This is a genomic window from Pseudoalteromonas sp. CNC9-20, from assembly GCF_022347875.1.
GTDB classification, from domain to species: domain Bacteria; phylum Pseudomonadota; class Gammaproteobacteria; order Enterobacterales; family Alteromonadaceae; genus Pseudoalteromonas; species Pseudoalteromonas ruthenica.
On sequence record NZ_JAKRFS010000005.1, the window covers coordinates 375132 to 397785 of the forward strand.

The window sequence follows — 22654 nt, forward strand, 5'->3', positions numbered from 1 at the left end:
TTAGTCTTGGGCTTGTTGAGCCCGTTCAATACGTTCAGAAATAGCAGGGTGAGAAGATAAGTACTCCCACTGCGAATCTTGCTGAGGGTCCAACTCATGAGCCTGTGCGAGCGCTTCCATGGCCTCAGCAAAGGCTTTCGATGAATAGCCTAAGCGTTTAAGTTCGCGTAATGCGTAATCATCGGCTTGGCGCTCCATATCGCGGGAAAATTGCTGTTGTAACAACGTCGAGCCGGTGCCCATGATAATCTCAGCAAACCCTTGCAAGTCGCCAAATAAGAGCGCCAACGATACCGAGGCACCCGCTGATTGCGCCGCTAAGGTGAGACCGTGCTGATACTCGACATGACCAATTTCATGCAACAGCACCGCCAGCAATGCGGTGTCGTTCTCTTTTAATGTGTCAGCCAACTCATCAGTTAACACGACTTGCCCATCGGGCAGAGCAAAGGCATTGGCTCCGATTTTCGGGGCGCTAAAAAAGTGCAATTGTAAATGCGAAGGTGGATTCTCTATTTTCTTTATATGATTATGCCACAGAGTGCGAATATGCTGTTTACGCGCGTCACTCAGTTCGCTGGGTTCAAGGTAAAGGTATTTAACCGCTTCGAAACTTTGCTCTGAGGCAGCATGGACAATGGGTTCAGGCAGGGCGCGAGCCACCGTTGCAGCGGTGCTAGGAATAATTTTGAAAAATAATGCCCAGCACAGTAAGGCTGCGGCCAAAACACAGACGCAAAGGGCCAACTTATGGCGCTCAATAGCTTCCAATGCTTTGTCCCAGCGCGACTCATTCGGCCAGCGATGCTGAGCGTCGTGAGGCACAAAGCGACTGCCATCGGCAAAGGTCAATTCCACCGGTAGGCCTGTTATTTGTTGCCCTTGCTGATAATCATCAAACTGCGCGATGAGCTCATCATCACTGAGCAGTTGCACACCAGTATCACAAAGCCAAAGCGTGGCGTGCACACTTTGGCTTTGCTTATGCAAGTAATAAACGCCCGTTACTTGCATGGCTTACCCTAATGAAAGGTCAACATCAAAGAAATCAGCTGCTTCTTCAGCAAATGATGAGTTTTGCTCACCTTGCGCGTCAGTCAGTGTTTGTGGATCGCATAAGAAGGTGATCTCAGTGGCTCGGCATAGCATTTTTGCAGTGCGCACTTTTGCCCACGGGATGGCTAAACCGAGAGTACATAACACGGCAAGGGCATTGGTGAGAGTCAGTAAGGTGTAATCCACTATGCGTAAGTCGGATTTAAAACTGGCGATACCTTCGATCTCACTGCTATTGAGCAAGTGGTTACGAACATGAGTTTGATACACACCCATGTAAACGGCAAAAATAGCGGTATAGCCAACAACGAATAAGATGATTAATGCCACTGCGCTAATGGCGGTGAGCGATTGTTCAAACCCTTCAGGGTCCAGCATCATGGTTTGTAAACTCAAACCAAATACGCCAGCGATCGTCATGACTATTACACCGACAATGGCACAGGCAACATAGGCCAAAATTACAGCCAAGTAATACTCACCGCCTTTGGTGTTCACAGTGATGGGTTTATCGGCATAGCTAATTTCGCTATGTAGGTATTTATCAATGCGCTTGAGTACGTAAGGCAGCAACAAATAAAGCGTGAATACACTTACGATAGGCAACACGATAAAATTCAAAAATGCATCGCCATAGTTACCGTTAAACGCAAAGCGTACATTGCGATAGCGACTCATGCGCATATTAAAACGCATGCCTTGATTGACCATCCACGGCATTAAAAATAGCAATCCGAACACCGCTAAAACACCGAGAATAGGCACAAATTGAGTACAAAACATATAAATAACAAATAAAATAAAGGCGAGAATGCGGCCTTTTAAAATTTGTATAGGCGATGCAAGGTAATCAAAACGGTGACCATCAAGCTGGGTGTGACCATAAAAATAGCGATAAGTGCGCACTTTGGCCCAAGCGGAGTATATGCCTAGCGTCAACAACGTGAGCACGATGTTAACGATCCAAATTGAGAAAAACTCTTTCCCGGAGCCGGAAAATTCTACGCGCCGAGAGTAGGCTTCAAACTCTTGCGAGCGCGCGGATGGGGTGGGGGTAGTATCTAAGTCCATTTAAACGTCCATAAGTCCTAAGTAAATTTAAGAGCGTTAATTTAGCGTTAAGCTTAAAATATTGCAACCTGTGCAATGCAACCTTTGATCAAGGCTCCGCTTTATGCTCCCGCATGTGTATAATCGCAACTATTGTCTAGGGGAATGACGAAGGCACTGTATGCTGTCCAAAAACCAACAAAAATATTTGCGCCAGTTAGGGCAAAAGAAATATCGCCGTCAACATCATATGTTTTTAGTACAAGGGGCGAAAAACGTCCTTGAGCTATTGCAAAGCGACCATGATATTGACAGTGTCTTTGCCAGCGAAAGTTTTTTAGCGCAGCATCACCAACTGCTGGGCTCTCGTCTTGATGCCCGCCATATTCACCAAAGTGATGAGGGAAGCCTCTCGAAAGTCAGCACGCTGGTGACCAATAACGAGGTTATTGCTGTTGCACCTATGCGCGATGTCACTATTCAGGAAACGTCTTGGCAATTGGCCCTTGATGGCGTTAGCGACCCTGGCAACTTAGGCACCCTGATCCGTTTAGCGGATTGGTATGGCTTTTCGCAGATTTTACTTTCACCGAATTGTGCCGACCCATACAACCCCAAGGTGATCAGTGCCACTATGGGTTCATTTACGCGTGTGTCGTGCGCCACAGTTGATTTACCTGAGTACCTGCAACAGCTTGATAAACCTGTTTACGGTGCATTTCTAGGTGGCACTAACGTGCACCATGTCGAATTTGCTCAGCAAGGGGTGCTCGTTATGGGCAGTGAGTCTCATGGTATCAGTGAGGCGGTGGGTCAAGCTATCTCAGAGCGAATTACCATTAACGGGTACGGCGGGGCAGAGTCGCTGAATGTGGCTATTGCCAGTGGCATAATTTTAGATAATATAAAGCGTTGTAGCGGTTAGGCCGCAGCCACCAAACATAAAATCATAATAACTGGGGCATCAATGCGCTTAAGCAGCATTAAGCTGGCGGGGTTTAAGTCCTTCGTCGAGGCAACAAAAATACCTTTTCCCGACGCCATGACCTGTGTCGTCGGCCCTAACGGCTGTGGCAAATCGAATGTGATTGATGCCGTGCGTTGGGTGTTAGGAGAAAGCTCGGCAAAGAATTTACGTGGCGACGCGATGAGCGACGTTATTTTTAATGGTGCAGCCACCCGAAAGCCGGTCTCCCAAGCCGCCGTTGAACTCATTTTTGATAACACCCAAGGGCGTTTGCCCGGCACCATGGCATCACGTAACCAAGTAGCCATTAAGCGTGTTGTTACCCGCGATGGTCAATCCCTGTATTACCTCAACGGCAGTAAATGTCGCAAGCGAGATATTACCGATATTTTCCTTGGCACCGGCTTGGGCCCGCGCAGTTACGCCATTATCGAGCAAGGGATGATTTCCCGGCTTATCGAAAGTAAACCTCATGAGCTGCGGGTGTTTATCGAAGAAGCCGCTGGCGTGTCGAAATACAAAGAGCGCCGCAGAGAGACACAGACCCGCATTCGCAGCACCCGCGAAAACCTTGAGCGCCTGCTTGATGTGCGTAGTGAACTGCAAGCTCAACTCGATAAACTTGATACTCAGGCGCAGCAAGCCCAGCAATACCGTGAACTCAAAGCCCGACAACGACAGCTAAAAAGTGAACTGGCGGTGTTGAAATGGCAAAAACTGCATGCCCAGCAACTGGAAAAATCGCAACAACTCGCGCAGTTAAAAGAGCAGCTCACCTTTATTAAAGAAGCACACAGTGGTGAGCAAGATATACTCAGCACCTATCAACAGCAAGTTGATGATACCCAGCACGCTTTAGCCGCTGCACAGCAACAGCAGTTCCAAACCGATAATCAGTTGGCGCGAGTCGAGCAGCAACATATTCATAGCAAACAGCAGCTGCAGCAGTTGCATGCAACATTGCAGCAAAGTGATGAAAAGCACCAAGCGCTGGTGGTTGATAAGCGCCAGCAAAACGACGCGGTGGCACAAAAGCAGCGAGAGTTAGCGCAGGTGCGTGAACAGTTGGAATTACTGCAAGCACAAGCAGAGCAGTTAACTGAGCAGCACCTTGTCGCGCAAGAACAATTTGAGCAACTGCAAAACCAGCAACATCAACAGCGTGAGCAGCTATACCAAAACCAGCAGCAAGTCCAACAAAGCCAGCATGAGTTGCACGCACTGAGCGCGGAGCAACGAAGTAACACTGAGCAACTGCAAGAGGTGCAAGAGCAACTCAAGGCGCACCACGAGCAACCTATTAATCAACAGCTGCAAGATAGTGAAGCTGAGGTCAAAACCTTGACCACCCAGTTAGCCAGTGCCAAAAGTGAGCAGCAGCGTGTCGAAAAGCAATTAACTGCGGCGCAACAGGCCTATCAACAGGGCAAAAACGAATATCAACAACACCAAGATCAAGCGCGTCAACTGAGTGCCAAACAACAAGCGATGGCGGAGTTGCTCGCACAGCACCAAGAGCAACAAAGTTTACTGTTTCAGCTCGAGGTGCAAAGCGGTTATGAAGCGATAATTGAGGCGGCACTGATGCAGTTACAGCATTTGCAGTTAACTGAGCAGCGCCAGGGGAGTTGGCTACAGTCCACTGAGCATCAGGTTAAAGCCGAGGCCGTCAGTGCGTTTATCCAGCAAGGCGAGTACCCGGACCTGCTTGACCGTATCGCTTATGTCGAAAATGGTGATGTTACGCTGTTGGCAGATGACTATTGGTTTGCGGTGGTTGACAGCCAAGGTACATTGCATGGTCGCCATTGGGCACTCGAAAATGAGCAAGCACAACAAGGCATCTTAGCTAAGCGTCAGCAACTGGCGCAACTTGATAGCCAGCTTGAGAGTGCACAGCGACAGCAACAACAAAGTGAGCAATATCTACAACAGCTGCATGAGGAGCGAGGGCAGTATACGCAGCAACTGGACAATAGTAAGAAGCAAGTGCATGAGCTTTCACGTAGCCATGCCAGCATGCAAACCCGTTTAGAATTATTGCGCGAGCAACGACAACAATGGCAACAGCAACAACAACGCCTCAGTGAAAAACAACAAGCGTTGATGACCCGAGACCGTGAGCTTCAAGATAAGCAGGCACTTACTGACGAGCAGCTCCAGCAGGCACAGGAACTGTTGGAACAAGCGCAGCAGCACAATGAGCAATTGCAGGGTCAGTACGAGCAGGGTCAACAGCACCTGCGCCAATGCGAGCAGCAGTTGCGGGAGCATCAAGCTCGAGTCGCAGATATGCGTCTTAGCGCAGAGCGTCAGCAAAGTGAGCTGTCCCTCAGTGAGAATAAGCTGACACACATCGACAATGAATTAAGCCGCTTGGGGTTAACGGTGGAACAGGCTCAGGAGCAGCAGCAAGCGCTGGAGCAGCCGCTTGAGCAAATGGCCGAGCAAATTGAAACCTTGTTGCAGGAAAAAGAGCGCCTGAGCGAGCAGCAGGTTGATTTGCGCCATCAGCTTGATTCAGCACAGCAAAACTATGAGCAAAATAAGTCACGCTTAGCCCAAGGTGAGCAGCAGCGTGAGCAATTGCAAGAGCAGATTCAGCAGGTGCTATTGGCGGAGCAAACCCTGACACTGAAAGCGCAGCAGGCGCTAGCACCATTAGAAGAGCTCAAAGTCACGCTCAAAGAGGTGCTCGAAAGCCTTGATGACTATGCTGCAGTGGGTCGCTGGCAAGCGCTACTCACGCAAATTGATAAGCAGTTAGACACGCTTGGCGCTGTTAACCTGGCGGCGATTGATGAGTTTGCCAGTGCCAAGCAGCGCAAAGCTTACCTTGATGAGCAGCTACAAGATTTAACCGATGCCTTGGAGATTTTAGAGTCGGCGATTGCTAAAATTGACCGCCAGACCAAAGCGCAATTTAAAAGTACCTTTGATCAGATTAATGATGATCTCAAAGAGTTGTTCCCTAAGGTCTTTGGCGGCGGCTCAGCCTATTTGGAATTAACCAGCGATGATTTGCTGGAAAGCGGCGTCGCTATCATGGCTCGTCCGCCAGGCAAGAAAAATTCAACGATCCATTTGCTAAGTGGTGGAGAAAAAGCGCTGACCGCATTATCATTGGTGTTTTCAATATTCAGGCTCAATCCAGCCCCGTTTTGTATGCTTGATGAGGTGGATGCACCTCTGGATGATGCCAATGTCGGTCGTTTTTGTCGTTTGGTCGAGGAAATGTCGCAAACAGTGCAGTTTATTTATATAAGTCATAACAAAATAGCCATGGAGATGGCAGGGCGTTTAACCGGCGTGACCATGGCTGAGCCTGGTGTGTCGCGTATGGTTGCGGTGGATATTGAGCAAGCAATGGAAATGGCTCAAGCCAGTTAAGTTAAACAAACACAGAATAAAGGTGAGGGGATGGCCGAAAATCTCAGATGGGTATTAATTTTAATCAGTGCAGTGGTCATTGGTGGTTTGCTAGTTCATGGCTTGTGGTCAGTACGCAAACGCTCTCAAGCAGTCGAGAACAAACCTGCTAAAGCTAAACCACAGCCAAAGGCAGAGCCCCATGAACCGCACAACACGCAAGACACGGTGAGTCGTTCTGAACCTGAGCCAACATCAGTGCAGCATGACGAGCCCAGCTTTGGTGCTATCGACGATGAACCAAGCATTGGCGAAATTAACATTGATGACGAGCCCGCAACGGCGCATGAAGAAACTGAAGCGAATAGTGACAGCGAGCAGCCAGCAGAAGATTTTGTGATCATTCACGTGCATATGCCTGAAGGGCTGCAAATGCAAGGGGCTAAGTTATTACCCTTGGTGCTGACCTTAGGGTTTAAATATTCCGACGATGGCTTTTTCCACCGTCACGAGCAAGCCAGCGGTCAGGGCCCGGTGTTGTTCCGTATGGTTAACATGTACAACCCAGGCACTTTTGACGTCGACAATATGGAGCAGTTCAGCACTGCAGGCGTGAGCTTATTTATGACTTTGCCTAACGATGGCGAAGCCATGGCCACCTTTAATATGTTGCACAGCGCGGCGAAGAAAGTGGCAGATGAGTTTGGCGCTGAGTTATTAGATCATAACCGCCAGCCACTGAGCGTTAGCACCGTGCGTGAATACGTCGAAAAAGTACGTGAATACGCTTAATATCACATTCTGTAAGTAGTAGCAGCCACCCACTTGATGCGGTGGCTTTTTTATGAGGAACTTATGAGTAGCACGCCAGAGCAACGCATTGCACAATTGCGCCTTGAGATAGAAGAGCACAATTACAACTACTACGTATTGGATAACCCCAGCATTCCTGATGCCGAATATGATCGTTTGCTGCGCGAGTTACAGGCGCTCGAAAACGAACACCCACATTTGCTTAGCCCAGACTCTCCCAGCCAAAAGGTCGGCGGCACAGCACTGAGCAAGTTTGCTCAAGTCACCCACCAAGTGCCGATGTTATCCTTGGATAATGCCTTTGATGAGAGTGAATTCAACGCCTTTAATAAACGTATTCAAGACCGCTTGGCGGACACGCAAGCACTGGCGTTTTGCTGCGAGCCCAAGCTAGACGGTTTAGCGGTGTCGATTTTGTACCGCGATGGCGTATTAGTGCAAGCGGCAACGCGCGGCGACGGTCAAGTTGGTGAAAATATTACCGAGAACGTTAAAACCATTCGTAATATTCCCCTAAAGCTGCGGGGTGATTACCCACAAGAGTTAGAAGTGCGCGGCGAAGTGTTTATGGATTTAGCGGGTTTTGCGCGCCTTAACGAAGAGGCGACAAAAAACGAGGGCAAAGTGTTTGCCAACCCACGCAATGCCGCAGCGGGAAGCCTGCGTCAGTTAGACTCTAAAATTACCGCTAAGCGGCCATTGATGTTTTATGCCTACTCGATGGGGCAAATTACCGGGGCCGATTTGGCCGACGGCCACTATGAGCAGCTGCACCAATTAAAAGACTGGGGATTGCCGCTGTGCCCGGAAACCAAGCTTGTCAACGGCACAGAGCAAGCGATTGCTTACTATCAAGACATTTTAACCCGCCGAGGCGAGCTTAAATATGAAATTGATGGGGTGGTAATTAAAGTGAATAGTAAGGCTCATCAGCAACGTTTAGGCTTTGTCGCCCGAGCGCCGCGCTGGGCTATTGCCTATAAATTTCCGGCGCAAGAAGAGATCACCCAGTTACTGGATGTGGAATTCCAAGTGGGTCGTACTGGGGCAATTACCCCCGTAGCCCGCTTGCACCCAGTGTACGTAGGGGGGGTGACAGTATCCAACGCCACACTGCACAATGGTGATGAAATAGCCCGCTTAGGGGTAAAAGTTGGTGATACCGTGGTGGTGCGCCGAGCTGGTGATGTGATCCCTCAAATAACTCAAGTGGTGCTTGAGCGCCGCCCCGCAGATGCCAAGGAGATTGTCTTTCCGCAGCAGTGCCCAGTCTGTGATTCCCACGTTGAGCGTATAGAGGGCGAGGCCGTGGCGCGCTGCAGCGGTGGTTTGGTATGTGCTGCGCAGCGTAAAGAGGCCATTAAACACTTTGCCTCACGCAAAGCCATGGATATCGATGGCCTCGGCGATAAAATTGTTGAGCAACTGGTGGAGCGCGAATTAATCCACACGCCAGCAGAGCTTTTTCAACTGCGTCAGGGTCATTTTGAGAGCCTTGAGCGTATGGGGCCCAAATCTGCAGCCAACCTAGTCAGTGCCCTTGAAGCGGCGAAAGAAACTACCTTGGCTAAGTTTATTTACGCGCTGGGGATCCGTGAAGTGGGAGAGGCCACCGCACAAAACTTGGCCTTGCACTATCGCACCCTCGACGCGCTGATGCAGGCCGACGTCGAAAGCTTACAAGAGGTCAGCGATGTCGGTGAAGTGGTGGCTAAACACATAGTGAGTTTCTTTAGTGAGACGCTAAACCAGCAAGTGGTTGAGGAATTACTAAAGCAAGGGCTGCACTGGCCGGCTATTGAAGTGAAAGCCGATAACGAGCAACCACTCAATGGTCTAACTTATGTGATCACTGGTACCTTAAGCCAGCTGAGTCGCAATGACGCCAAAGCGAGATTACAAGCATTAGGGGCGAAGGTTGCGGGCAGCGTCTCGGCTAAAACTCATGCCTTAGTGGCTGGGGAAAAAGCGGGCTCGAAGCTAACCAAAGCGCAAGAATTGGGAGTGGATGTGCTCTCAGAAGAGGCGCTGCTCGAATTGCTAAGCGAGCATGGCGGTTAATATGAGTGACTTCATTAACTGGCTGAAATCAGGCCTTTATCAACTGGGACAATGGCTATCGCCTTATCTTGGTGATATTGCCTTGGTGTTTGTGGTGTGCATTATCGGCCTGTATGCCGCTGACGTGATCAAGGCGGTGAAAAAAGTAGTTGCTGCGAAGCACTTTATGCTGCGCACCTTAGTGTTTGTGCTGGTGAGTGCATTCGGCTTGGGAGCGCTTACGCTGTGGGTAAGTCCTCTGATCGCTAAATTATTGATGCTCTTTGGCAGCACTTATCTGCCACTGACGGTACTGGTGGCGTTTATATTGGTGGGTGTGTTAGCCGATAGGAAGTCGCAGCTGTGAATCGTTACGGCCCTGAGTATTGGGATAAACACGGTGCTTATCGCACCCCTATAGGCTTTACTTTGTCCCTACTGGTGCTGCTTCGGGCTTATCTAATTTGGGCGTTTGCAGCGATTTCGCGACGCCCCGAGCTTGATTTAGTCGCCTTGGTATACCAACAAAAACGTGACTTCTTTATTGCCTTAGGGATTGGTGCCATTGCCTTAGTCCCTGCGGTGCTTTACTCATTGCGCCGACCTAGCTCGAGCCTGAAACTCAAACCCCTATGGCGGTTTATGCGTTGGCCGTTATTAGTGTGCGCGATATTGGATTTTACTTGGATCATGCTCCAAGCCGCTCAGCAGTATTATCAGTTCTCCCTCCATTTAGCCCTACAGGGAGTCATGGTTGCGTGGGTCATACTGTATTTATTGCGTAGTCGCTACCTCAAAGTCTTTTTCGCTGACTGGCCGGATGAACTGGAAAGCAAAAAAGACGGTGCAGATAAGCGCTAACCAGATGAAGGTCGTCAACGCCGCCCGAGCTGTGGATGTAATGCTTGCTAAATACACCTTATTGGCTCTACCCGTGGTGGCGTTAATTATGATTTTGACGTTATCTTGGCCTTGGTTAACACTGATCATCGGGGGTGGCTACTTGGTGGCGCTAAGCTCATGCCTTTATCGTCTCACGGCGCTGTTCAGGACGCGCAACCCCATTAGCAATTTTATTCATCGTCAGCAGGGTCAACTCAGAGTGTGCTCACTCGCAGGGGTTTATGATCTCCATGGCCCGTGGCAGAGTATTCCCTTACATAATATCAGACACATTAGGGTGTACGACCATCGTATGTGCATTGTCACTAGCAATAGCGAGTGTGAGCTGAGTTTAGTCGCTACGCGTGACGCGCTATTGGCATACATGCGCGCTATTATGGCCGATACACAGGTCGATATTACATAGCTCATGTGGCTAAGCAGTGGTCCTAAAAGCAGCCTCGCTGTGGCGTTAGCTTTGCTGTTATATCATCTTAAGGCATTATCAAATTTAAGGAGTGTTTATGCTTAATTGGCAAGACATCATGCGTATGAGTGAAAAAGGCAATCCTGAGCCTCCTTATCGTGTGGAAAAAAGCAATGAACAGTGGCGGCAGCAACTCAGTGACGAAGCGTTTTATGTGACCCGCCAAAAAGGCACTGAACGTCCATATAGCAGCGATTCATGCACGCTTTTTGAGCCAGGGCGTTACCTTTGTGTGTGCTGCGATAACGTTTTATTCGCCGGTGATGAGAAATTCGACAGCGGCAGCGGTTGGCCTTCTTTTACGCAACCGGCACAAGCCAATGCTATCGCCTACATCAGTGATAGTAGCCATGGGATGCAGCGGATTGAAGCGGTGTGCAATGTGTGTGATGCACATTTGGGGCATGTGTTCCCTGATGGCCCGCCACCGTCTCACCTGCGCTACTGTATTAACGCAGTGGCCATTTATAAAGGCGAGGATTAAAGGAGTACGGGGCGAGCGCTCTCGCCCCATGCAAAGGTTATTGTTGACTGGCTATCCAAGCATCAATGTCTTGCTCAACAATCGCCATGGGACGTGCCCCAGGAGTGAGAATAACATCGTGAAACGCTTTTATGTCGAACTTGTCGCCTAGTGCTGTACGCGCTTTATCACGCAGCTCGACCAGTTTGATCATACCTAGTTTGTAACCCAAGGCCTGACCTGGCCACGCAATATAGCGGTCAATGGCAGAGACCACATCACTCATAGCGGTGCCTGTGGCCTCGGCAAAATAATCAATGGCTTGCTGGCGTGTCCATTTTTTATAGTGCAGGCCGGTGTCTACCACCAAACGTGCAGCGCGGTATACTTCAGCCTGTAATCGTCCTAAGTCACCAAACGGGTCGTCCTGATACATCCCCATCTCATAAGCGACGAGCTCGGAGTAAAGCGCCCAGCCCTCGACATAGGCATTAAAGGAGGCATTTTGGCGCATCAGGCCAATATCTTGTTGCAACATATTCAATGCGATTTGGAAATGGTGTCCCGGTACGGCCTCATGGTATGTGAGTGTTTTCATGCCGAAGCTGGGAACTGCTTTCATATCCTTGAGGTTAATAAAGAACACACCTGGGCGTGAGCCGTCCAGCGATGGGCCGTTATAATAGCCTCCAGCGGATCCTGCCTCAACAGCGACAGGAATACGACGCACCTCTACTTTTTGTGGTGGTAAGGTGGAGAAATACTGCGGCGCTTTGGCGACAATTTTGCTTATCTCACCGCGTAAAAAGGTGAGTAGCTCGGCTCGCCCTGCATCGCTATCTTCATATAAAAAGCGAGGTTCGTTATTGAGTTGCTGCATGCGCTTGCCAACGCTGCCTTCACTGTAGCCGTTGGCTTTAAGGATTTCATCCATACGTTCGGTAATGCGCGCGACCTCATCAAGGCCTAGCTGGTGGATTTGCTCGGCAGTGAGCGTGGAGTCCCCTAAGTAAGTGATTTCATGCTGATAGAAAGCATCGCCATTTGGTTGCGCCCAAATACCGACATCAGTGGGCGCGTGCTTTTCAAGCGCCGCCATGTCTTTGCTTACACCCGCAAACCCAGGATAAATCTCAGTGCGCACGAGTGTCTCGGCAGTGTTTATGTAATCCTGGCGTTGGCGCTCATCAAGACCGTCGATAGCACTTAGCTTGTTGGCGAATGAGGCAACAAGCGGGTGCTCGCTGGGTTGCACAGCGGTAAAATTAGTTAAATAACCCAATGTGTTTGCAAACAAGGGTTTCGGTAATATGACTCCAAGCTTGGCGTCGGCTTTAAGTTTTTCTCTGACCTGTGCAATAACCTCGGCAAAACCACGTAGACGAGCAAGGTAATTGTCAGCATCTTCAATGTCTGAGACCTCATGCTGATCCTTTAGCAGGTTGGGTAAATCGATGAGCGGACCGGACAGTTGGTTGACCACGTAAGGTAGGTGCCCGCCCCAGGTATCGATATAGCCCGCTGCAAAGTCCTCGTCACCAGCATAATAGCGAGCAATTACCTCATTGACGCGCAGGTGCAATAACTCATCCGCAGCCAGATCAGGGTGTTGCAGTGCTGCTAATTGCTCGCCAGCGCGGCGCATATCTTTTTGCAGTTGCTGCATACCGGCCACCGAATAATCAGGGAGCTGGCGGTTATAGTCACCATAACTTTGCTCTGGTAGCTTAAGCGACGTGGCTAGGGCGCTTTGATGGCTGATAAAGGTTTTGGTGTATTGCTCTACGGCATTATGAACTTGCTCAGCCGTTGGCGCTTGATTGCGTTGCTGAGTTGGTTGCTCTGTTTTTGCGATGGTTTGGGGGGCTTCAGAGCAGCCTACTAAAGCTAAAGTGATGGCAAGAGCAAGGGTGTTGATTGGCTTCATTGTTGTCCGTGTTTTTTATTGTCGTTGGGTAGTGACTTAATATACACGCTTGGCATAGCAAAGCTAGCAAGGTGCGGGCAACAACCTCGGCGGCTAAGCGATATGTGAGTGCTTGTTAATATATTTCTGCTTTATCTTTTCAAAGCGCTCGCTCATCTCCGCATCTAAATCCGCCTGTTCCAGTAAGCTTACACACTTGTTGGCAAGTTGCTGGTTAAACGTCATGCCTTGGCGGGTGCTGCCTTCATACAAGCACTGCAATAAGTTTAGGGCAATACTGCGGTTTTTCGGCATCACTCGAAAAGCCTGAGTAAAAGCTTCCAGTGCCAATAGGTAATTGCCCTGTTTAAATTTCTCTACCGCATGGTTGTTCAACTCACGCGGCCCCATGCGTAAATCTCGGCGCTCACTTTGCTGTTGAATGACGCTTTTTAGTTGCAATTCAGAGCGTCTCTCGGGGTAGCGCTCACAATGATCGATAATCTTGTTAAACAATGCCTGGGCTTGCGTGTGAAAGCCTAGCTCATGGTATGCCTTGGCTTGATCAAGGGCACCATCAATAGAGCGAATAGGGGAGTCATCAATGACCAGCTGCTCGATAAGCATTTTGGCTTTGTGGTGTTCATCTTTTAAATAATGGAGTCGCGCGTTAAGAACATCCACCTGTGTTTGTTGCTGGGCATCAGGAAACTGCTTTTTTAGGTCATTAAGGTATTTGGTTGTTTGTCGGGTAACGCGGGATATTTGCTCGCCTTGATCGGTTGTCAGAGCATAATCAATACCAGCGCGCGCAGCGTTAAGGTAGACCTCTGGGTTATCGTGTACCGAGTGACGAGCAAACTTAGCAATATCACGTTTAGCCAAGTAGGTTTGTTCATAATCATGATTGATTTGCGCTACCTGCGACAAACTCTCTTGACGCTCTAGATTGCGCGGAGCCATAGTGGTAGCCGCACTTAAGTACTCTTGGGCCTGCTCGAATTGATTCAGTTTTATCTCTAACTGCCCTAATAAGTCATAAGCAACAAGACGGGTTTCAGTACGCTCTAGCAGGGTTTTGAGCATGCGGTGGGCGAGGTTATGCTCGTTGTTTCCAATAAGCGCTTCAACTAAGCCAATGCGCGCCCAGGTAAATTTCTGAATATCCAATACAGATTTAAAGAAGGCTTTTGCCTGCTCATATTGCTGCTGCAGTAGCAGTGCATCTCCCTTAAGGCGCAGTAGCACAGCCGCATAACCTTGTTGGCTGGCAAGTTTAGTATCGATCATCTTCACCGCTTTGGAGTAATTCTCATCATCCATGAGCTGGAAAATATCCTTGAGCGCGCGTTTGCGTTTCACTACGCGCTCGATACGGCTTTTCAGTTCTAGGGTATTGAAGGGTTTTACTAAAAAGTCATCGGGATGTAGCTCAAGCACACTGTGTACTAATGCCCCCGAGGTTTCTGCAGAAATAAAAATAAAGCCGGTGGCGCCTTTGATCAGCTTATTTACCTTGAGCTCTTCATATAATTGATAGCCATCTTGGTGCTTGCTTAAGTTAAACGCACAGATGATCAAGTCGAAAGCGTCTTCTTTACATAATGTTTTGGCGACAACGGCATTTTCAGCAAAGCGTAAGCGTCTGTAGCCCAAACGCTCTAAAGATTGCTTCATATAGCTAAGTGCTAATGGCTGCTCTTCAATGATTAATATATGCGCTGAGCTGGAAACTTGCTGGGCCATACCGCTACTAGGGAGATGTTATTTAAACCGACTATATAAACTAGTCTAGCTGCTGACAAGTAAATCGCGAATAAAGCCAGAAAATGCTGGTGAAGAGAGTAAAAGCTGTGCAGTCATGGTTAATGTGCAGGCGTTGGGTAATAAGAAGATGGCATGTTGAGTACCTAAGGCTTTATATTACAAGGCGTTTATTGTGCCTTATATCTAAAGAGTATCTATATGGTGGGTTGTACTGGGTTTGAGCCAGTGATTTTTGCCTTGGAATAGGGAACGAGTGCGATGCTTGGCATCGAGGGTTTTATATCTAGTGAGTGTCTATATGGTGGGTTGTCCTGGGTTTGAGCCAGTGATTTTTGCCTTGGAATAGGGGCTGAGTGCGATGCCGAGCATCGAGGGTTTTATATCTAAAGAGTATCTATATAGTGGGTTGTACTGGTTTTGAGCCAGTGATTCTAGCCTTGGAATAGGGAACGAGTGCGATGCTGAGCATCGAGGATTTTATATCTGGTGAGTGTCTATATGGTGGGTTGTACTGGTTTTGAGCCAGTGATTCTAGCCTTGGAATAGGACTGAGTGCGATGCTGAGCATTGAGGGTTTTATATCTGGTGAGTGTCTATATGGTGGGTTTTACTGGGTTTGAGCCAATGATTTTTGCCTTGGAATAGGGAACGAGTGCGATGCTGAGCATCGAGGATTTTATATCTGGTGAGTGTCTATATGGTGGGTTGTACTGGGTTTGAGCCGGTGATTCTAGCCTTGGAATAGGAAGCGAGTGCGATGCTTGGCATCGAGGGTTTTATATCTGGTGAGTGTCTATATGGTGGGTTGTACTGGACTTGAACCAGTGACCCTCGCCTTGTAAGGGCGATGCTCTCCCAACTGAGCTAACAACCCATATAGAGTGGTGCACATGAAGCACGGTAGAATGGTGGGTTGTACTGGACTTGAACCAGTGACCCTCGCCTTGTAAGGGCGATGCTCTCCCAACTGAGCTAACAACCCGGGTCTAAGTTATTCTATATGCGATACTCGAAGATGAGTAAATGGTGGGTTGTACTGGACTTGAACCAGTGACCCTCGCCTTGTAAGGGCGATGCTCTCCCAACTGAGCTAACAACCCATATAGAATATGCAGATGTCTCACTTTAAAATGGTGGGTTGTACTGGACTTGAACCAGTGACCCTCGCCTTGTAAGGGCGATGCTCTCCCAACTGAGCTAACAACCCGGGTCTAAGTTATTCTATATGCGCTACTCGAAGATGAGTAAATGGTGGGTTGTACTGGACTTGAACCAGTGACCCTCGCCTTGTAAGGGCGATGCTCTCCCAACTGAGCTAACAACCCATATAGAATAAACAGATGCGTCACTTTTAAAGTGGTGGGTTGTACTGGACTTGAACCAGTGACCCTCGCCTTGTAAGGGCGATGCTCTCCCAACTGAGCTAACAACCCACATCTGGCAACAAAGAGTGAGGAAACCTCTCTCGCTGTTGTGGGGCGCTATTATAGATAGAGACGAAAGACTGTCAACACTTGAGTTGCACATTTTGTTTTATATGCGGGTTTTATAAACAACCTGTTCATCAACTACGCACGCGAAGCCTGCACTCCCGCTTATGTGAGTCATAGTTGTGCGCGTGATAACAAGGGATGTGCGTTCATAGGGCTATATAGGTATCGATACCAGCGCAATAATGAAGGTCTTATTTATGGAGCGCATTATGAACCACAGTCTTTTTATCTCCCACGGGGGAGGGCCGTTACCTCTATTGGCTGAACCAAGTCACACAGGTATGTGTGATGCATTAGCAAAACTAGCGACTCAAATCCCTAAGCCTCAGCTTGTTATTGTAATAAGCGCGCATTGGCTTTCACAGGAGGGAGTTGCTATTAATACCCAGCAACAGCCCAACTTACTCTATGACTATTACGGTTTTGATAGGGCGGCCTATGATATTGCTTATCCTTGCACGGGTCATACTCGAGTTGCCAACTACTTAGCCAGTTATTTACAACACCAAGGTATACCTATTCTTATTGAACAGCAACGAGGGCTAGATCATGGTGTCTTTGTACCGTTAAAGTTAATGTATCCAGATGCAGACGTCCCTTGTGTACAAATATCATTGCATGGCGGTTTAGATGAGCGCTTTCACGTAGAGTTAGGGCAACACCTCGCAAATGCTGTTGCTGATCTTGATAACGTATTATTGCTTGGTTCAGGTTTCACCTTTCATAATATGGCTGCATTTAAAAAAGGGCCGATTGATGATACTCAGGGGTATAATCGACAGTTTGAAGATTGGCTCATACACACTTTGCAGGCGCCAATGAGTGAAAAGCAGCGCCAACAGCAGTTAATTGCGTGGCGAACAGCACCTGGTGCACTTTATTGTCAGCCCACGTCAGAGCACTTGTTGCCTTTACACTGTGCATATGGAGCAGCTCGATGTCGACCTGATACCCATATCTCAACGGAAATTATGGGGTGGCAAGCCAGCTTTTTATTATGGCAACTAGAGACATAAGTGCTCGTTGCGATTAAGGTGATACGTTGGCTGACGAAATAACCATAATAGATACCGATATTTGCCTGTATCAAAGTAGGTAAGTGGTTAATAAAGAGCCACATTTGACTGTTTTTGTCTAACCTTTGCGCGTCTTGGCTAAAATTGCTTCGGTCAGTAAAAAGTTACTTAAAAAGTGTTGACTTTGTTTAGGGGGGTGCATAGAATGCGCCCCGCACTCAACGAGATGAACACCGCAAGTTTGGCAGTTTATCTCAAGCTGTTTGGGGCTATAGCTCAGCTGGGAGAGCGCTTGCATGGCATGCAAGAGGTCGGCGGTTCGATCCCGCCTAGCTCCACCAAATTCTATAGTGCAACACACGTTTCTATCTCGGTAGGCTAAACTTCGAATGTTTAGGTGTGATACTCGTATGGTAAGAGTTTAAATAACCAGTCCTAGTGACATTAAATTCAGCGTTTTTGCTAAGGCCGCTTCGCCTCACTGGTTCGGCTCAGCCTTTAAAAAAATTTATCGAAGTTATACTTCGATAGCGAAATTTGTGTCCCCTTCGTCTAGAGGCCTAGGACACCGCCCTTTCACGGCGGTAACAGGGGTTCGAATCCCCTAGGGGACGCCATTTTACTCGTATGGTAAGAGTCTAAATAACCAGTCCTAGTGACATTAAATTCAGCGTTTTTGCTAAGGCCGCTTCGCCTCACTGGTTCGGCTCAGCCTTTACAAAAATTTATCGAAGTTGTACTTCGATAGCGAAATTTGTGTCCCCTTCGTCTAGAGGCCTAGGACACCGCCCTTTCACGGCGGTAACAGGGGTTCGAATCCCCTAGGGGACGCCACTTTACTCGTATGGTAAGAGTCTAAATAACCAGTCCTAGTGACATTAAATTCAGCGTTTTTGCTAAGGCCGCTTCGCCTCACTGGTTCGGCTCAGCCTTTACAAAAAATTATCGAAGTTGTACTTCGATAGCGAAATTTGTGTCCCCTTCGTCTAGAGGCCTAGGACACCGCCCTTTCACGGCGGTAACAGGGGTTCGAATCCCCTAGGGGACGCCACTTTGCTCGTATGGTAAGAGTCTAAATAACCAGTCCTAGTGACACAGAATGTAGTGAGCTTGTTGCTCTTACAGGTTCTGCTTGGATGAATAAGGCCATTCGCTTTCGCGGGGTTCAAGCTCATCTTACGCAGAATAAGCAAAGTACACTTTGCTGAACCAATTCTGCGTCCCCTTCGTCTAGAGGCCTAGGACACCGCCCTTTCACGGCGGTAACAGGGGTTCGAATCCCCTAGGGGACGCCAATTTGCTCGTATGGTAAGAGTCTAAATAACCAGTCCTAGTGACACAGAATGTAGTGAGCTTGTTGCTCTTACAGGTTCTGCTCGGATGAATAAGGCCATTCGCTTTCGCGGGGGGCAAGCTCATCTTACGCAGAATAAGCAAAGTACAATTTGCTGAACCAATTCTGCGTCCCCTTCGTCTAGAGGCCTAGGACACCGCCCTTTCACGGCGGTAACAGGGGTTCGAATCCCCTAGGGGACGCCACTTTCTTCAAGTACTCACTTGAAAAAACATCTCTTCATAGCTATTAATATCCATCGCTTATAAAAAATTCCTGTTATTTTTTCTTTTCTTGCCACAGAAGTGCGCGTTAAAGCGTGGTTTATGGGAGGGGTAGGAGCCAAGGGACAACCTTGACTCAGGAACATAGCTTAAAAGCTGTTATCAGCCTTTTTCTGGATCAGTTCAATTGCATAGCCATCAGGATCTTTAACGAAGGCTATTTCTGTCGTGCCTCCTTTTACCGGACCCGGTTCGCGGCTTACTACGCCACCGGCGGCACGAATTTGCTCGCAAGCCTGGTAAATGTCGTCATACTCAATGGCAATATGGCCATAAGCATTGCCGAGATCGTAGCTATCTTCATCCCAATTATACGTAAGCTCTAACACGGTAGTGTCTTTCTCCTCACCATAACCGACGAAGGCGAGGGTGTAGCGGTATTGTTCGTTGTCAGCACGGCGTAGCTCTTTCATGCCCAGTACATTGGTATAAAACTCGATCGAGCGCTCTAAGTTGCCAACACGCAACATGGTGTGTAATAAACGCATTTATGCTACCTCAGTCTTGTCTTTAAATTCACATAAGTCTTCGATAATACAGCTGCCACAGCGCGGTTTGCGCGCTACGCAGGTATAGCGGCCATGGAGAATAAGCCAGTGGTGTACATCTACCTTGAACTCTTTCGGCACGACTTTTTCAAGCTTTTGCTCCACCGCGACCACATCTTTACCCATAGCAAACTTGGTACGGTTAGAGACACGGAAAATATGGGTGTCAACGGCAATGGTTGGCCAGCCAAAGGCGGTATTAAGCACGACATTTGCGGTTTTGCGACCAACGCCGGGTAACGCTTCTAGGGCCTCACGGTTTTCAGGGACTTCCCCCCCATGTTGTGACACCAAAATCTCGCACATTTTGTACACATTATTGGCTTTTGAATTATATAAGCCGATGGTTTTGATACTCTCACGCAGCGCCTCAAGACCGATATCCAAGATAGCTTGCGGCGTATTGGCACGCGGAAAAAGTTTTCTGGTCGCCTTGTTGACCCCGACATCGGTGGCCTGTGCAGATAAAGTCACTGCCACTAAGAGCTCAAAAGGAGAGCTATATTCCAGCTCAGTTTCTGGGTGCGGATTGGCATCGCGCAACCGCTCAAGGATGAGTCGGCGCTTGTCTTTGTTCATTGTTGCCCCTTGATTGTATGTCGTTAAAACGAGCCTAATCTAAACTGGTCACTCGTGCTCGTGGACCTTTTACTTCCTCAGCGCTAGGCGCGTGTTTGGCTTTAAGCTGCGCGTCAATTAAGTTTTTAGCTGCAATCAGCAAGCCTAAACCAATAAATGCTCCCGGAGGTAAGATCGCCAGCAAGAATTGGTTATCAAAGTGAATAATGTCTAGACGCAGGCTTTGTGCCCATGGCCCCAGCAGTAAGTCGGCGCCATCGAATAAGGTACCTTGACCAATGAGTTCACGCATAGCACCCAATAGCACTAGGATCATGGCAAAGCCTAGGCCCATCATCAGCCCATCCCATGCACTCAACAACGCATTGTTTTTAGAAGCAAACGCTTCTGCGCGGCCGATAATGGCACAGTTAGTGACTATCAGAGGGATGAAAATCCCTAAAGACTGGTATAAACCAAAGGTAAAAGCGTTCATCAGTAATTGGATAATGGTTACAAACGCGGCGATGATCATCACAAACACGGGAATGCGGATATCTTTAGGCACCCATTGGCGCACCAGGGAGACCGTTACATTAGAGCCCACTAATACCAGTAATGTCGCTATTCCCAGTCCCAATGCGTTAGTGACTGTGCTGCTGACTGCCAGCAGCGGACAAAGGCCCAGCAATTGCACTAGCGCTGGGTTGTTGCCCCATACACCTTCTTTAAATAAGGTTTTATATTGGCTCATGATTGCTCCTCAGCTAAGCAATGATTGTCTGCTGTTGCGAGCGTGTCAAAATGTTGTTGTGCATATAAAACGGTGCTTTTCACTGTTGTCACCACTGCGCGAGGAGTTATGGTTGCGCCGGTGAACTGATCAAACATGCCGCCATCTTTTTTCACTGCCCAACGCTCATCGTCTGCGCCTTGCACTTGCTTATTGGCAAAAGAGTAAATCCAATCACTGCGTTTAGTTTCTACTTTATCGCCAAGCCCTGGGGTTTCGTTGTGTTTGGTAACTCGCACTCCACTGACGGTGCCATCAGGATAAACAGCACTGATCATATCTATATTGCCACTGTAGCCATTGGCGGCGGTACTTTGTAGCACTAAGGCGATGACCTTGCCTTGTCTGCGAGCACGATACACTGTGTAGCTCTCACGCGGGCCTAACTGCGGGGTATTGACGGTGGTGCAGTCTAAATAAAGGTCGTTGTCATATTGCGATGCCGGCAACACTTGTTGTAACAAGCCTTGCAATTGTTTTTTCTCTTGGATCGCAATTTTGGGCGCGGTGTATTGCTGCACTAAGGTCACAGCACCTGTAGTAATAAGCGCGAATGCAGCTAAAATCCCACCATTTTTCGCCATCGAAGAAATAATCATGATTTTGCTCCGTGACCATAAGTACGAGGCTGGGTGTAATGATCTATGAGCGGCACTGCCATATTCATCAGTAATACCGCAAAGGCAACGGCATCGGGGTAGCCACCAAAGCTACGAATAAGATACACAATAACGCCTATGGCAGCGCCATAAATTAACCGGCCGCGATTCGTGGTTGATGCCGAAACCGGGTCGGTAGCAATGAAAAACGCACCGAGCATAGTGGCTCCGCTTAACATATGAAATGCCAGCCCAGGTTGGTTGCCCGAGTCAAAGATATAGCCGATGCTTGCACACACGGCTAAGGCACTGAGCATCGCCACCGGAATGTGCCAATTGATTACGCGTTGTTGTAGCAGTAGTACACCGCCAACGAGATAGGCCATGTTGACCCATTGCCAAGCGATCCCAGCGTACTCGCCAAACACAGGTTTTTCCATGCTCTCGGCTACAGTTAGGCCATGGCTAATATCGGTGCGTAGGGTGTCCAGTGGCGTGGCCATGGTAACGCCATCAACACCGACACGGATCTGTTCGAGGCTAAAGCCGGCTTCGGTATAGTGTGTGAAGATGAGTGACAGCTCATCGCCAAAACTTAGCGTGTGCTGCATAAGCTCGCTCGGCGGCACCCATAAGGTCATTTGCACCGGGAAGGAGACAAGCAGTAGCACATAGCCTGCCATGGCCGGATTAAATAAATTAAAGCCCAGCCCGCCATAGAGCTGCTTAACAAAGACAATGGCAAAAAAACAGCCAATGACAATAACCCACCACGGGGCGAGGGGAGGAATACTGATAGCCAGCAGAAGTCCCGTGAGCCAGGCACTGCCATCTTGCAAGGTTGGCCAAATTTTACGCCCGCGAATCGCTAGCATAGCGGCTTCGAATGCACTCACGCACACTAAGGCTAAAACTAATTGCACCACTACACCCGCGCCGAAAAAATACCACTGTGTGGCAATGCCTGGAAGCGCAGCGAGCGCCACCAAAAGCATTAATTGCGTCACTGATTTATGGCTGTGCTTATAAGGTGAACTCATCATATTGAGCTTCATGATGACTCCTCATCATCGTTTTTATCGGCTTCTCGGGCGGCTTTCTTGGCTTTGGCTCGAGCTATTGCGGCGGCCACAGCGGCTTTTTTCTTATCCTCAGGGGAGGGTGCCTCGGTCTCGCTTTCAACATTTTCAGCTGCCTCGTCGGGCTGCTGCGCAGATGCATCGGCTTTCG

18 protein-coding genes and 12 tRNA genes are annotated in these 22654 nt (G+C 48.7%); 15 read left to right on the plus strand and 15 right to left on the minus strand.

From position 1 onward, the window contains the following. Both MHM89_RS14420 and MHM89_RS14425 read right to left on the minus strand, forming a co-directional pair. Positions 1 to 1014, minus strand: a complete 1014-nt coding sequence (locus MHM89_RS14420; RefSeq protein ID WP_239409083.1) for a M48 family metallopeptidase — start codon at positions 1012 to 1014, stop codon at positions 1 to 3. Positions 1015 to 1017: 3 nt separating this feature from the next. Then, a complete protein-coding gene (locus MHM89_RS14425; protein ID WP_151172467.1) occupies positions 1018 to 2127 on the minus strand; it encodes a YjgN family protein in 1110 nt (369 codons plus the stop codon). Between the two features lie 160 nt (positions 2128 to 2287). Here MHM89_RS14425 and MHM89_RS14430 point away from each other — a divergent pair, with 160 nt between their 5' ends. The 8 genes from MHM89_RS14430 to msrB all read left to right on the plus strand — a co-directional run bounded on the left by MHM89_RS14430 (position 2288) and on the right by msrB (position 11148). Beyond that, positions 2288 to 3031, plus strand: a complete 744-nt coding sequence (locus MHM89_RS14430) for an RNA methyltransferase (protein ID WP_239409084.1) — start codon at positions 2288 to 2290, stop codon at positions 3029 to 3031. Between the two features lie 42 nt (positions 3032 to 3073). After that, positions 3074 to 6463: an AAA family ATPase gene (locus tag MHM89_RS14435; protein WP_239409085.1), complete on the plus strand. Its 3390-nt coding sequence runs from the start codon at positions 3074 to 3076 to the stop codon at positions 6461 to 6463. 30 nt (positions 6464 to 6493) lie between these two features. Beyond that, positions 6494 to 7234 carry a cell division protein ZipA gene (gene zipA, locus MHM89_RS14440; protein WP_138589157.1) on the plus strand — a complete coding sequence of 247 codons (741 nt, stop codon included), beginning with the start codon at positions 6494 to 6496 and terminating at the stop codon, positions 7232 to 7234. A 63-nt stretch (positions 7235 to 7297) separates the two neighbouring features. Beyond that, positions 7298 to 9316: an NAD-dependent DNA ligase LigA gene (gene ligA / locus MHM89_RS14445; RefSeq protein ID WP_239409086.1), complete on the plus strand. Its 2019-nt coding sequence runs from the start codon at positions 7298 to 7300 to the stop codon at positions 9314 to 9316. Between the two features lies 1 nt (position 9317). After that, a complete protein-coding gene (locus tag MHM89_RS14450) occupies positions 9318 to 9662 on the plus strand; it encodes a DUF3392 family protein (RefSeq protein WP_239409087.1) in 345 nt (114 codons plus the stop codon). Then, entirely contained in the window at positions 9659 to 10156 is a 498-nt protein-coding gene (locus MHM89_RS14455; RefSeq protein ID WP_022944711.1) for a DUF2919 domain-containing protein, read from the plus strand. The genes MHM89_RS14450 and MHM89_RS14455 overlap by 4 nt, the downstream gene beginning before the upstream one ends. Continuing rightward, positions 10116 to 10604 (plus strand): hypothetical protein, encoded by a 489-nt coding sequence (locus MHM89_RS14460; RefSeq protein WP_138542940.1) that lies wholly within the window; start codon positions 10116 to 10118, stop codon positions 10602 to 10604. The genes MHM89_RS14455 and MHM89_RS14460 overlap by 41 nt, the downstream gene beginning before the upstream one ends. Before the next feature lie 97 nt (positions 10605 to 10701). Beyond that, positions 10702 to 11148 carry a peptide-methionine (R)-S-oxide reductase MsrB gene (msrB, locus tag MHM89_RS14465; protein WP_138547622.1) on the plus strand — a complete coding sequence of 149 codons (447 nt, stop codon included), beginning with the start codon at positions 10702 to 10704 and terminating at the stop codon, positions 11146 to 11148. Between the two features lie 37 nt (positions 11149 to 11185). Here msrB and MHM89_RS14470 read toward each other — a convergent pair whose 3' ends face one another. From MHM89_RS14470 to MHM89_RS14505, 8 genes are all read right to left on the minus strand, one after another. Beyond that, positions 11186 to 13054, minus strand: a complete 1869-nt coding sequence (locus tag MHM89_RS14470) for a DUF885 domain-containing protein (RefSeq protein ID WP_239409088.1) — start codon at positions 13052 to 13054, stop codon at positions 11186 to 11188. Between the two features lie 93 nt (positions 13055 to 13147). Beyond that, positions 13148 to 14779: a response regulator gene (locus MHM89_RS14475; RefSeq protein ID WP_239409089.1), complete on the minus strand. Its 1632-nt coding sequence runs from the start codon at positions 14777 to 14779 to the stop codon at positions 13148 to 13150. An 819-nt stretch (positions 14780 to 15598) separates the two neighbouring features. Next, positions 15599 to 15674 (minus strand) — tRNA-Val (locus tag MHM89_RS14480). Positions 15675 to 15706: 32 nt separating this feature from the next. Next, positions 15707 to 15782 (minus strand) — tRNA-Val (locus tag MHM89_RS14485). Between the two features lie 42 nt (positions 15783 to 15824). After that, a tRNA-Val gene (locus MHM89_RS14490) sits at positions 15825 to 15900 on the minus strand. A 31-nt stretch (positions 15901 to 15931) separates the two neighbouring features. After that, positions 15932 to 16007, minus strand: a tRNA-Val gene (locus tag MHM89_RS14495). A gap of 42 nt (positions 16008 to 16049) precedes the next feature. Beyond that, positions 16050 to 16125: transfer RNA gene (locus MHM89_RS14500), tRNA-Val, on the minus strand. A gap of 32 nt (positions 16126 to 16157) precedes the next feature. After that, positions 16158 to 16233, minus strand: a tRNA-Val gene (locus tag MHM89_RS14505). Between the two features lie 269 nt (positions 16234 to 16502). Between MHM89_RS14505 and MHM89_RS14510 the strand changes: the two genes are divergently transcribed. The 7 genes from MHM89_RS14510 (at position 16503) to MHM89_RS14540 (ending at position 18848) form a co-directional block, all read left to right on the plus strand. After that, positions 16503 to 17309: a class III extradiol ring-cleavage dioxygenase gene (locus MHM89_RS14510; RefSeq protein WP_239409090.1), complete on the plus strand. Its 807-nt coding sequence runs from the start codon at positions 16503 to 16505 to the stop codon at positions 17307 to 17309. Positions 17310 to 17574: 265 nt separating this feature from the next. Next, positions 17575 to 17650 (plus strand) — tRNA-Ala (locus MHM89_RS14515). 200 nt (positions 17651 to 17850) lie between these two features. Next, positions 17851 to 17926, plus strand: a tRNA-Glu gene (locus MHM89_RS14520). A gap of 141 nt (positions 17927 to 18067) precedes the next feature. Continuing rightward, a tRNA-Glu gene (locus tag MHM89_RS14525) sits at positions 18068 to 18143 on the plus strand. 141 nt (positions 18144 to 18284) lie between these two features. Next, positions 18285 to 18360 (plus strand) — tRNA-Glu (locus tag MHM89_RS14530). Between the two features lie 168 nt (positions 18361 to 18528). Continuing rightward, positions 18529 to 18604: transfer RNA gene (locus tag MHM89_RS14535), tRNA-Glu, on the plus strand. Positions 18605 to 18772: 168 nt separating this feature from the next. Beyond that, a tRNA-Glu gene (locus MHM89_RS14540) sits at positions 18773 to 18848 on the plus strand. A 167-nt stretch (positions 18849 to 19015) separates the two neighbouring features. On the opposite strand, the gene gloA is transcribed toward MHM89_RS14540, so the two are convergent. The 5 genes from gloA to rsxD are packed head-to-tail and all read right to left on the minus strand — an operon-like array spanning position 19016 to position 22479. Next, a complete protein-coding gene (gloA, locus tag MHM89_RS14545; protein WP_022944716.1) occupies positions 19016 to 19414 on the minus strand; it encodes a lactoylglutathione lyase in 399 nt (132 codons plus the stop codon). Continuing rightward, complete coding sequence (gene nth / locus MHM89_RS14550) at positions 19415 to 20053, minus strand: endonuclease III (protein WP_138547626.1); 639 nt, start codon at positions 20051 to 20053, stop codon at positions 19415 to 19417. A gap of 34 nt (positions 20054 to 20087) precedes the next feature. After that, complete coding sequence (locus MHM89_RS14555) at positions 20088 to 20786, minus strand: electron transport complex subunit E (RefSeq protein WP_022944718.1); 699 nt, start codon at positions 20784 to 20786, stop codon at positions 20088 to 20090. Further along, on the minus strand, positions 20783 to 21424 hold the full coding sequence (gene rsxG / locus MHM89_RS14560; RefSeq protein WP_138547627.1) for an electron transport complex subunit RsxG: 642 nt from the start codon (positions 21422 to 21424) through the stop codon (positions 20783 to 20785). Before rsxG ends, MHM89_RS14555 begins: the two co-directional genes overlap by 4 nt. After that, complete coding sequence (gene rsxD / locus MHM89_RS14565; protein WP_045980301.1) at positions 21421 to 22479, minus strand: electron transport complex subunit RsxD; 1059 nt, start codon at positions 22477 to 22479, stop codon at positions 21421 to 21423. The genes rsxG and rsxD overlap by 4 nt, the downstream gene beginning before the upstream one ends. Positions 22480 to 22654 lie beyond the last annotated feature (175 nt).

Coding starts and splice junctions, on each gene's coding strand:
- MHM89_RS14420 (WP_239409083.1), bottom strand. CDS start 1,014: ATGCAAGTAACGGGCGTTTATTACTTGCATAAGCAAAGCCAAAGTGTG.
- MHM89_RS14425 (WP_151172467.1), bottom strand. CDS start 2,127: ATGGACTTAGATACTACCCCCACCCCATCCGCGCGCTCGCAAGAGTTT.
- MHM89_RS14430 (WP_239409084.1), top strand. CDS start 2,288: ATGCTGTCCAAAAACCAACAAAAATATTTGCGCCAGTTAGGGCAAAAG.
- MHM89_RS14435 (WP_239409085.1), top strand. CDS start 3,074: ATGCGCTTAAGCAGCATTAAGCTGGCGGGGTTTAAGTCCTTCGTCGAG.
- zipA (WP_138589157.1), top strand. CDS start 6,494: ATGGCCGAAAATCTCAGATGGGTATTAATTTTAATCAGTGCAGTGGTC.
- ligA (WP_239409086.1), top strand. CDS start 7,298: ATGAGTAGCACGCCAGAGCAACGCATTGCACAATTGCGCCTTGAGATA.
- MHM89_RS14450 (WP_239409087.1), top strand. CDS start 9,318: ATGAGTGACTTCATTAACTGGCTGAAATCAGGCCTTTATCAACTGGGA.
- MHM89_RS14460 (WP_138542940.1), top strand. CDS start 10,116: ATGAACTGGAAAGCAAAAAAGACGGTGCAGATAAGCGCTAACCAGATG.
- msrB (WP_138547622.1), top strand. CDS start 10,702: ATGCTTAATTGGCAAGACATCATGCGTATGAGTGAAAAAGGCAATCCT.
- MHM89_RS14470 (WP_239409088.1), bottom strand. CDS start 13,054: ATGAAGCCAATCAACACCCTTGCTCTTGCCATCACTTTAGCTTTAGTA.
- MHM89_RS14475 (WP_239409089.1), bottom strand. CDS start 14,779: ATGGCCCAGCAAGTTTCCAGCTCAGCGCATATATTAATCATTGAAGAG.
- MHM89_RS14510 (WP_239409090.1), top strand. CDS start 16,503: ATGAACCACAGTCTTTTTATCTCCCACGGGGGAGGGCCGTTACCTCTA.
- gloA (WP_022944716.1), bottom strand. CDS start 19,414: ATGCGTTTATTACACACCATGTTGCGTGTTGGCAACTTAGAGCGCTCG.
- nth (WP_138547626.1), bottom strand. CDS start 20,053: ATGAACAAAGACAAGCGCCGACTCATCCTTGAGCGGTTGCGCGATGCC.
- MHM89_RS14555 (WP_022944718.1), bottom strand. CDS start 20,786: ATGAGCCAATATAAAACCTTATTTAAAGAAGGTGTATGGGGCAACAAC.
- rsxG (WP_138547627.1), bottom strand. CDS start 21,424: ATGATTATTTCTTCGATGGCGAAAAATGGTGGGATTTTAGCTGCATTC.
- rsxD (WP_045980301.1), bottom strand. CDS start 22,479: ATGAAGCTCAATATGATGAGTTCACCTTATAAGCACAGCCATAAATCA.